Origin of the sequence: Collinsella bouchesdurhonensis (genome assembly GCF_900155365.1) — a bacterium.
Lineage (GTDB): Bacteria > Actinomycetota > Coriobacteriia > Coriobacteriales > Coriobacteriaceae > Collinsella > Collinsella bouchesdurhonensis.
In genome coordinates, this window is sequence record NZ_LT699743.1 from 361,541 (window position 1) to 372,543 (window position 11,003).

Here is an 11,003-nt window from a genome sequence, read left to right on the forward strand (position 1 = left end):
GCCCCACAAACATAAAAAAGGGCATCGACCAGCATCGATGCCCTTCAAACAATCGCGCAAAGAAAAAAGCCGCCAAGACGGCGGCCTTGCAATTTCTCAGCTATGTACACGTGCGCCAACCGAAGCCGCGCTCTACCCCAAATGAATATCTGGATCGAGCGACTGAGCGCTCACGCGCATCTCGCGCGCAAGCGAAAGGAACTCATCGAGACGAATACGCTCGATAGCGCCCTCTTCGACGCCTTCGCACACCGCGCATCCCGGCTCATGGGTATGCGTGCAATCGTTAAAGCGACAGGCACGAGCTGCCTCGACAATCTCGGGAAACATCTTTGCCAGCCCCCGCTCATGACCGACAAGCGGCAAACTGCGCAAGCCCGGAGCATCGGCGATGACACCCGCATCGTGACCCAGCGAGACCATAACGCGGGCGACTGTGGTGTGACGACCCGCGTCATCACGCTCACGCACGTCTCCGGTCTCCAACGCCTCATGGCCAAGCAGGGCGTTAAGAAGCGTCGATTTGCCAGCCCCCGATTCGCCCAAAATCATGGCGCAAGAACCCGCCGGAACGCAGGCGCGCACCTCATCGACGCCCTGTCCTGCTACCGAAGACGTAACAAGCACGCGCACCTGCGGCCCCACCAGCTGTCGAACCGTCCGCACCACGCGCTCGAGCTCGACATCGTCACAGCGGTCAGCCTTGGTAAGCACGATTACAGGCTCAACGCCACAATCGAGCGCCAACACCATGGAGCGTGCAATGCGGTCGCATACCAGCTCAAGCGTATCGCGCACAGAGCCCAACGCCTGCACGACCAAGATAGCGTCGATGTTTGCCGCAAGCACCTGGCGCTCGCCGCGCTTCTTGCCGCGCCAGCGTTCAAAGGAGCTGTGACGCGGCAGCACGTGCTCGATAACGCCCATATCGTGGCCGGCAGAAATGCGAACGACAACACGATCGCCCACGGTGGGCAAAAGCACCTGCTCGTCGCTGCGTGTCTTGGCAAAACCCACGGCATGCTCGGCACGCAAAGTCTGGTCTGCGCAGGCTACCAGCGGAAACCCGCGATCCAGGCGCACGACAACGCCCAGGTGCATCTCGGAGGCAGCCTGTTCGTCACGACGGGCAGCATCGGCAACCCACGCTTCGAACGCGGCAGCCTGAACAGCATCCGCCCCCATATCCTCAAACGCGGGAACGTCATGCAAAGACTCGAGGGCAGGCAAATCGGCGACAGTGCAGGCCTGCTCCCGCGACATCCCGCGCGAGCGACGAGACAACCCTGTGCGCTTCTTTGCCTTGCCCATGTGTGTCTCCTACTCCTTCTCGATGGCGCGCATGATGGCCTTTTGGATCTCCACGATGGGGATGATCAGGAACGCCAGGGCCAGCGCGGCGATAACGCCCTTAAGCTCAAGCGTCACAGGGCCAAAGAACATATTGGCGAGCGTCGGCTGCACGGTCACGATTACCGTCAACACCAGCGCCAACGCGGCAGAAGCCCACAGCCACTTGTTCTGCTTCTTCATAGTAAACAGGGAAGCGCGACGGCTGCGCATGTTGAAGCAATGGAAGATCTCGACCATGTTGAGCGTGATGAACGCCATCATGACGCCCTCTTCGTCCGCATTGCCCGCAATCATATCGGAGATGTGAATGTAGCCCATATCAAAGTAGACACCCACAAAGAAGCTCGCGAGCACCAGTACGGTGATGATCAGGCCCTGAACAACGCAGTCCACGCCCATGTGACCGGCAAAGACACCGTCCTTGGCATTACGGGGTTTGCGCTTCATAACGTCGCCCTCGGCCTCTTCCATGCCAAGCGCCAGCGCCGGGAAGCAGTCGGTCACAAGGTTCACCCACAGCAACTGTACCGGCTGGAAGATGGTAAAGCCAATGAGCGTGGCGATAAAGACGCTAAAGACCTCGGCGAGGTTTGCCGAGAGCAGGAACTGGATAACCTTGCGGATGTTGTCATAGATGCGACGGCCCTCTTCGCAGGCACCGATGATGGTGGCGAAGTTGTCGTCGGCAAGCACCATGTCGGCAACGTTCTTGGTCACGTCGGTGCCGGTGATACCCATGCCAATGCCAATATCGGCGCGCTTGATGGAGGGCGCGTCGTTCACGCCGTCGCCGGTCATGGCCACGATCTGGTCGCGGCTCTTCCACGCCTCGACGATGCGCGTCTTGTGCTCGGGCTGAACGCGTGCGTATACGCCAAAGTCCTCGATGTGGGCGTCGAGTTCCTCTTCGCTCATGCGATCGAGCTCGGCGCCGGTGATGGCCTGGCTGCGATCCGTAACGATACCCAGCTGCTTGGCGATAGCCACAGCGGTATCGATATGGTCACCCGTAATCATAACGGTGCGGATACCCGCGGCATGAGCCTCCTTGATGGCAGCGGCGGCCTCCGGACGGACCGGGTCGATCATGCCCGAAAGGCCACAAAACACCATATCGTGCTCAAGGGCCGAGGCGGAGCAATCGGCGGGAATCTCGTCGTACGAACGGCTTGCCAGGGCAAGAACGCGCAAGGCCTCATCGGCCATGGACTTGTTGGCAGCGGCGATCTGCGCGCGGCGCTCGTCGGTCAGCGCGACGATGGCATCGCCCTCATATATATGAGTGCACAGGCCCAAAACAACGTCGGGCGCGCCCTTGGTATACTGCTCGTAAGCACCATCGAGGGTCTCCACCACAACGGACATCATCTTCCGGCCCGAGTCGAACGGCGCCTCGCCCACACGCGGATGCTCGGTGGTAAGGCCCGTAAGGCCCGCCTTGCCGGCGTCGTTTACCAGCGCGCACTCGGTGGGCTCGCCCACGGCCTCGCCCAGCTCCTCGTCCCACGTAGCATCGGAGCACAGGGCCATGCCGGCGAGGAACTTCTCCTCGGGAGCAGCGAGCTCGTGCTTGACCACGGTCATCTTGTTTTGGGTAAGGGTACCCGTCTTATCGGAGCAAATAGTTTGCGTGCAACCGAGGGTCTCGACGGCAGAGAGCTTGCGGATAATCGCCTGGCGCTTGGCCATCTTGGTCACGCCGAGCGAAAGCACGATGGTCACAACGGCAACAAGGCCCTCGGGGATTGCGGCAACGGCCAACGAGACGGCAACCATAAAGGTGTCGAGCAGCGCCGAGGGATCGGCCATGACGTTGCCCACGCCATGGCGGAGGATGTCCACGCCAAAGATAACGACGCAGATAACGATAACCATAACGGTAAGGATACGGCTAAGCTCGGCCAGTTTGACCTGAAGGGGCGTCAGCTCCTCCTTGGCATCGGCGAGGGCGCCGGCGATCTTGCCCATCTCGGTATCCATGCCGGTTCCCACCACAACGGCGCGACCGCGGCCATAGACCACCGTAGAACCCATATAGCACATGTTCTTGCGGTCGCCGAGCGGCACATCGTCGGCACCAGCGGCAAGCTCAATCGTGCGAGCGTGCTTCTCGACAGGCACGGACTCTCCGGTAAGCGCCGCCTCCTCGATCTTCATCGTGACACTCTCGAGCACACGGCAGTCGGCAGGCACCGAGTCGCCGGCCTCGAGCAGCACGATATCGCCAGGAACGAGCTCGGCGCTCGGCAGATGGCACAACTTGCCGTCACGCATGACCTTGGACTGGGCCGCACTCATCTCCTGAAGGGCAGCCAAAGCCTCTTCGCTCTTCGCCTCCTGCACAACGCCGAGCACGGAGTTCACTACGACGACGAACATGATGATAATCACGTCGGCAAAATCGGCCTCGCCCTTCACCATGCCGGTAAGGGCCGAGATGACAGCCGCCACGATAAGCATGATGACCATAGGGTCTGCCATCTGCTCAAAGAAGCGCTTCCACAGCGGAACAGGAGCCGCTTCGTCAAGTTTGTTGGGGCCTGTCTGGCGCAGCCTGTCGGCAGCGACAGCAGAGGTCAGGCCGTCCTCAGCACTCGTTGCCTGCGCATCGAGCACGTCCTTGGCGTCGGCCAAGTATTCACGTTGCATAGATTCCCCTCCTGGGATGATTGAGCTGCCAAGCAGATTGATGCCCGATCATAATTCCCAGGAGAAGGGCAAGGGCTCATCAAGGCTGCCATGCTTAGCAGCGATTTGCAGTCCCCTTATAGTACCCAAAAGGTCGAAGACGCGCTGTGCCGAGCGGCAGACATCGTCCAGGCTCCGCAATTTCATCGACATTTCTTTATCGAAGCCTAACGCAGGGCAAACATCGTTTTGTTGCGCTATTTGTACCGTATTATTCCGAAAGCCTGCATTCCTTGGCGGCTCGAGCGCATCCAGGTCGCCTCGATACCCCCAGACCCGTTTCCCCTGCGTACGCGCTCCTTTCTTCTCAGCGAACGTTCGTCATAACGAAGCTAATTTCTTTCGTTTCATTTATTATTTCTGCAGGTAGGAGAGTTTGTAAGTTTCGGATTCTTTCGTAATCGAAAGCAACATCCTGTCGTATACTGTTTTTAAAGTGGAAGCATCGGCACAGACTTCTATGGAGGTATGCATGTTCAAACGTACAAAAATCGTCTGCACCATGGGCCCGGCTTGCGACAACGAGGATACGTTGCGCGAAATGATCAAGGCCGGCATGAACGTCGCCCGCTTTAACTTCTCTCACGGTTCCTACGAGGAGCATCACGAGCGCATCGAGCGCGTGCGCCGTCTTGCCGCAGAGCTCGGCCAGCCCGTCGGCATCCTGCTCGACACCAAGGGCCCCGAGGTTCGCACCGGTCTGCTCAAAGACCACAAGAAGGTCACTGTCACTGAGGGCGACCCCATCATCGTAACCGCCGCCCCGACCACCGAGGACAACCTCGGCACCGCCGAGCACATCTCGCTCGATTACCTCAACCTCCCCAAAGAAGTCACCAAGGGATCCACGATTTTGATCGACGACGGCCTGGTCGGCCTTGAAGTCGAGTTCGTCGAGGGCAACGACATCCACTGCGTCGTCAAGAACAGCGGCGAGATCGGTGAGCGCAAGGGCGTCAACATGCCCAACGTGAACATCAGCCTGCCCGCCATCACCGAGCGCGACCGCGCAGACATCCTTTTTGGTCTCAAGGAGGGCATCGACTACATCGCCGCCTCCTTTATCCGCGACGGTAAGGCAGTCGAGGAAATTCGCGAGCTCTGTGTCCTGAACGGCGGCGAGCACGTGACGATCTTCCCCAAGATCGAGTGTGCTTTGGGCGTCGAGAACTTCGACGAGATCCTCGAGGCTTCCGACGGCATCATGGTTGCCCGCGGCGACCTGGGCATCGAGATCGCCCCGCAGTTGGTGCCGCATATCCAAAAAGAGATCATCCGCAAGTGCAACGACGCTTACAAGCCCGTCATCACCGCTACGCAGATGCTCGATTCCATGCAGCATAACCCGCGTCCGACCCGTGCCGAGGTTGCCGACGTCGCAAACGCCATCTACGATGGCACCGACGCCGTCATGCTCTCCGGCGAGTCCGCTGCCGGCATGTACCCGGTCGAGGCGGTGAAGATGCAGGCCAGCATTGCGCTCGAGACCGAGAAGTACCTGGCTGATCACGCTCCGCTCGTCGTGCCCGAGGGCGCTTCGACCACGCGCGCCGTCAACAACGTCGTGGGTCTTTCTGCCGTCAACATGGCTACCACCATTGGCGCCAAGTGCATCACCGTTCCTACCACCACCGGCCGTACGGCACGCCTGATTTCGCACTTCCGTCCCAACATGCCCATCTGCGCATTCTCCCGCCATGAGTGGGCCGTCCAGCAGATGATCATGTACTGGGGTGTGCAGCCGCACCTTGCCGCTATCACGCAGGGTACCGTTAACGGCACCATCATGAAGGCAATCGAGACCGCCAAGGAGCTCGGTTACGTCAATCCGGGCGAGCTCACCGTGGCAACCGCCGGCGATCCGCGCATGTGCGTCCAGGCGGAGGGCAAGTTTTCTTCCACGAACGTCGCCTACGTGGCCCAGGTTCGATAATCGAGCCTGCAATACCTTGCACCCGCAGCAAGGGGTCCGGAAGGAAATTCCTTCCGGACCCCTTTTCATTTAGATCTTTGCCTTACCGCGCCCGCTATTCTAGCTAGCAGCTCATCTTCTGCCGTGCCTCGGAAACAAGCCGCTCCGTTGTATCCAATACCTCGGAAAACGTCTCGCTAAAAAACGCCTCGGTAAGCAGACGATACGGCGGATGCTCCGCTCGGCCGGAATTCTCGCGCACTACCTCGTGAATAACGCCGACGGTCTTGAGCACATCGTCGCTCGAAATGGAATATTGTGCAAAGGCAGTCGCCGCAGCCGTAAGGCGCGGCGTAGCGCGCACGATACTTTCGAGATGTAGCGTTTTGCCAAACCAATCGAAATCGCCCTGTTTCTTAATGCGAAATTCCTCACTGGGTTTGCCGCCTCGCGCCGCAAGGTATTCGTTTACGCGGGTGTTCCAGATGTTATCAGCAAGCAAGTGCACCCACGTGCCAAGCGTAAGGTCAAACAGGGACTGCTCTACGTCGTCGGGTTGTGTCGAGAATTCTGCAGGTGAAACAGCGGGCAGGTCCGGCACGCCATCATAGCGATGCGGATAGTGCACGCGATTCACGCGTTCGCGCTCCTGAGCGATGGTGGTCGTCTCCACACATGAGCCGCAGCCAGCGCGATGCAGCAGCGGCACCACGTAGCCATCCCAAAACTCATGCGCACGCGGCTTAGGGATAGGCTCAGATTCGGCAAAATGCGTGATGCGATACGGGATGGGGTCGGCAATATCCGGCACCATATAGCCCACGGGGACATCGGGAACCACGCTGCCAAACAAGAAGGCATTGCGATCGCGCACGAGTGCCGCCACGGAGCCGTCGCGTGCAAGGAGCTTTTCGGCCTCGGCGATATGTATGTTCCAACTTGGCAAGAAAGCTACCTCTCAATCAGCATGTCCGCAGGAAAACAAGGGAGCACCCTAAATTCAGGGTGCTCCAAATACATCTATCGCAACATATGCCGGACTAGCTGCGAACCTCGCCGCCCGTTGCCTTGCACAGTTTGGTGACGATCTTGCCGTGCGCGCGCTCGACCTCGTCGCTCGTGAGCGTATGGTCGTCGGAGCGATACGTCAGCGAGAACGCCATGGACTTCTTGCCCACGCCCACGCGAATGGGATCGCGGTAAACGTCGAACAGACGCACGCTCTCGAGCAGCTTGCCGCCGGCACTCGTGATGCGCTGCAGCAGGTCTTCGCAGGTCACCTCGTCGGGAACAACGATAGCGAGGTCGTGTTGAACGGCCGGGAATGGCGAGAACTCATGATAGTTCTCCTGGTTATGCGCTCCCTTGATAAGCTTGTCAAGATCAAGCTCGAAGGCAACCACAATCTGATCGATATCCATGGCCTCGCGCGCCTCGGGGTGAATCTCGCCCACCCAACCCAGCACGGTACCGCCAGAAAGGACCTCGGCGGCACGGCCCGGCTGCAAGAAGTCATAGCCCTCGCCCTCGGCCACGCGGAAGCGCACCTTAGGGACGCGCAGCTGCTCAAGAAGTTCTTCGACAATGCCCTTACCGGCAAAGAAGCGCAGCTTATCAACAGTGTTATTCCAGGTCTGATCGGTCCAGAAACCCGTAAGCACACCTGCCACGGACTGCGTCTCGCGCGGCAGGCTCGCGTTCTCGCGGCCATGGAAAAGAGTGCCGATCTCATACAGGTGCACGTTGGTCGTGCCATGGGCCTCGTTGTAGGCAACAGACTGCAACAGGCCGGGAAGAAGCGAACGGCGCATTTCGGTCTGCTCGGCAACCAGCGGATTCATGAGCACGACAGGCACACCGCGACCATCGGCGGACATATGGATCTTCTCGAGGTCACCCGGGGCAGCAAAGCCAAAGGTCGTGGTCTCGTTAAGACCGCAGGCACGCAGAATCTGGCCAACCTTGCGCGTAAGCTGCTGCTCGTGCGTCAGGCCGCCAATGTGATTCTTGGCAGCGGGGATCGTGGCCTCCACGCGACCCATGCCCCACAGGCGCAAAACCTCTTCGATAAGGTCAATCTCGCGCGGAAGATCGGGTCGGAAGCTCGGAGGCGTGACCAGGTAATCCTCGCCCGCCTCCTCGACCGTGCAGCCCAAACGCGTCAACGAACGCACCACGAAGTCACGCTCGATAGGAGCGCCGCAGATATCGAGAACACGCTGATAGCGCAAAGTGATGGAATCGATAGTCTTGGGCGCGGGATACACGTCCACATAGCCGGGGGCAACCTCGCCGCCGGCGAGCTCCTCAATGAGGGCGCACGCCACGTTGGCAACGTCGACGCAGCCCGTCTCGTCCACCTGACGCTCAAAGCGAATAGAGGCATCGGAGATAAGCGAGAGGTCGCGGCTTGTATGGCTGGTGCGGCCGGCGTTGAAGCAGGCGCTCTCTACCAACACGTCCACCGACGCGTCGGTAATCTCGGAGTCCATACCGCCCATGACGCCCGCGAGAGCCACCGGGCGCTCGCCATCGGTGATGAGACCCATACCGGCGTCGAGCACGCGCTTCTCGCCGTCGAGGGTCTGGAACGTCTCGTCCTGTTTGGCAGCGCGCACCACCACGGAGCGACGGCCATCGTGCTCGGCAAAAGTAGAGAGGTCAAAGGCATGAAGCGGCTGACCGGTGAGCATCATCACGTAGTTGGTGATGTCGACGATGTTGTTATGCGGACGAATGCCCAGGCCACTCAGGCGCTTGACCATCCAATCGGGCGAGGGCCCAACCTTCACGTTTCGTACGATACGAGCGACATAGCGATCGCACAGTCCCTCGTCGGCAATCTCGACGGAAATTTCGTCTGCCGTGGCACGGCCGGTCTCGGATTTAATAGCGGGCAGCTCCACGTGGTAATCGCGATCGAAGATGGCACCCGTCTCGCGCGCCATGCCAATCATGGACAGGCAATCGGGGCGGTTGGGCGTGATCTCGCAATCAAGCACGGTATCGGACGAGCCGTAGTACTCGCCAAAGGGCATACCAACGGGAGCATCCTCGGGCAGGATCATGATGCCTGCGTGGTCGCCGCCGATGCCCAGCTCGCGCGCCGAGCAGTTCATGCCAAAGCTCGCGACGCCGCGGAGCTTGGATTTCTTGATCTTGATGCCGCCGGGCAGCTCGGCGCCAATCATGGCGGTCACGATATGGTCTCCGGCCTCGAAGTTCTGGGCGCCGCAAACAATCTGCAGCGGCTCGGGGTTGCCCTCGGCGTCGACGTTTTTATCGCCCACAGAGACCTTACACACATACATGTGGTCGCTATCGGGATGTGGCGTTTTCTCGAGCACCTGAGCCGTGACCACATGGTCAAAGCTCTCGCCTACAACGTCGATAGCCTCGACCTCGGTACCGGTGCGAATATACTCGTCCGAAAGCTCCTTGGGGCTCTCGGGCACATCGATCATAGTCTTGAGCCAGTCGTACGAAACGCGCATTTAGCTCTCCTTTTTATCTAACCCATACGCATGGGAGTGAATTACAGCAGCGAAGACAAAATCAACTAGAACAATCAACCAGGTATACGGCTTTCCCAAGTGCGGCAGATCGGCCCTGAAAGAGGAGGGAAGCGTACTTAGGTACGCGACCGACGATTGAGCGCCGAGGTGCGGTGCTTCGGGAAGCCGCCGGGACGAGTCAACCTAAAACTGGTTGAGGCAGCGCATATCACCCGTCATCAGCGTGCGCAGGTCGGGCAGGTCGTAACGAAGTGCCGCCACGCGCTCGGCGCCAATGCCAAAGGCGAAGCCGGTATATTTCTCGGGGTCGATGCCGCAGTTGATAAGCACGTTGGGGTCGACCATGCCGCAGCCCAAGATCTCAATCCAACCGGAATGCTTGCAGAAGTTGCAGCCCTTGCCGCCGCACACGTGGCAGCTCACGTCAACCTCGCAGGAGGGCTCGGTGAAGGGGAAGAAGTGCGGGCGATAGCGCGTCTTGCGATCCTCGCCGAACATGCACTTAACAAAGTAATCGAGCGTGCCCTTGAGGTCGCCGAAGGTAATACCCTCGTCCACCACAAGGCCCTCGATCTGGTTGAACTGCGGAAGGTGGCAGGCGTCCGCCGTGTCGGGGCGGTACACGGTACCCGGGCAAATCATGTAGATAGGCGGCTTCTGGCTCTCCATGGTGTGGATCTGCACGCCCGAGGTCTGCGTACGCAGCAGGATGTCGGACTCGCCATGGGCGTGGGCCTCGGGGTGCGCCACGCTACCGGGGTTGTTATCGACCACGTAGAAGGTGTCGCGCGCCGAGCGGCTGGGATGGTCCATGGGGGCGTTGAGCGCGGTGAAGTTGTAGTAGGAGGTATCGACCTGCGGGCCGGACTCAACGGTGTAGCCGATGCCGCAGAAGATGTCCTCTGCCTCCTCGATAATCTGCTTGATGAGGTGCTGGTGGCCAATCTGCGGACGGATGCCCGGCAGGGTGATATCCACGGCGTCGTGCTCGAGCGCGTGCTTGAGGGCGGCAGCTTTCATCTCGGCCTTGCGCTCCTCGAACAAGCCCTCGACCAGCTGGCGCATCTCGTTGGCGCGCTTGCCCATCACGGGACGCTCCTCGGGGGAGAGCTTGCCCATCATGCGCATGAGGCCGGTCACGCGACCTTTGCGGCCGAGCAGGGCCACGCGGGCGGCCTCGAGCTTCTCGGCGTCGTCGGCGTTGGCGATAAGCTCCTTTGCCTCCGCTTCGAGCTTGGCCAGATCATCGATCAGACTCATCTATCTTCCTTCCTGTCTGCACGGGGCGTCATGCCCCGCCGCCCGCACTCGGCAATAAAAAACCGTCCTTGGGCGCTTCTCGCTTACCCAAGGACGGCTGAATTCCGCGGTACCACCTTGTTTGGCAGCCGGATGTCTGGCCCGGCATGCCCTCTTTTGACCTCTTGTCGCGAGGCTCACGGCTCCCCTACTCAGACAATGTCCGTTCAAGTCGCTGCTCGGGAGTGAACGCCTAGCCCTTGCCAAGGTGAAGAGGCTTGCAGCCCATGACCTCT

At 60.0% G+C, this 11,003-nt stretch carries 6 protein-coding genes; 1 reads left to right on the forward strand and 5 read right to left on the reverse strand.

All coding sequences use genetic code 11. The annotated features are described in order from the left end of the window. Window positions 1-132 precede the first annotated feature (132 nt). On the reverse strand, window positions 133-1,311 hold the full coding sequence (rsgA, locus tag BQ9843_RS07920) for a ribosome small subunit-dependent GTPase A (protein WP_230205641.1): 1,179 nt from the start codon (window positions 1,309-1,311) through the stop codon (window positions 133-135). 9 nt (window positions 1,312-1,320) lie between these two features. Continuing rightward, the gene (locus tag BQ9843_RS07925; RefSeq protein WP_075844589.1) at window positions 1,321-4,002 is read right to left on the reverse strand and encodes a cation-translocating P-type ATPase; all 2,682 of its coding nucleotides are present in this window, start codon (window positions 4,000-4,002) and stop codon (window positions 1,321-1,323) included. A 511-nt stretch (window positions 4,003-4,513) separates the two neighbouring features. Here BQ9843_RS07925 and pyk point away from each other — a divergent pair. Beyond that, window positions 4,514-5,974 (forward strand): pyruvate kinase, encoded by a 1,461-nt coding sequence (gene pyk, locus BQ9843_RS07930; protein WP_022386863.1) that lies wholly within the window; start codon window positions 4,514-4,516, stop codon window positions 5,972-5,974. Between the two features lie 103 nt (window positions 5,975-6,077). Here pyk and BQ9843_RS07935 read toward each other — a convergent pair whose 3' ends face one another. The 3 genes from BQ9843_RS07935 to pheS all read right to left on the reverse strand — a co-directional run bounded on the left by BQ9843_RS07935 (window position 6,078) and on the right by pheS (window position 10,728). Continuing rightward, window positions 6,078-6,899 (reverse strand): hypothetical protein, encoded by an 822-nt coding sequence (locus tag BQ9843_RS07935; RefSeq protein WP_075844590.1) that lies wholly within the window; start codon window positions 6,897-6,899, stop codon window positions 6,078-6,080. Between the two features lie 94 nt (window positions 6,900-6,993). Continuing rightward, window positions 6,994-9,447: a phenylalanine--tRNA ligase subunit beta gene (gene pheT, locus BQ9843_RS07940; protein WP_075844591.1), complete on the reverse strand. Its 2,454-nt coding sequence runs from the start codon at window positions 9,445-9,447 to the stop codon at window positions 6,994-6,996. Window positions 9,448-9,651: 204 nt separating this feature from the next. Further along, the gene (pheS, locus tag BQ9843_RS07945) at window positions 9,652-10,728 is read right to left on the reverse strand and encodes a phenylalanine--tRNA ligase subunit alpha (RefSeq protein ID WP_075844592.1); all 1,077 of its coding nucleotides are present in this window, start codon (window positions 10,726-10,728) and stop codon (window positions 9,652-9,654) included. Window positions 10,729-11,003 lie beyond the last annotated feature (275 nt).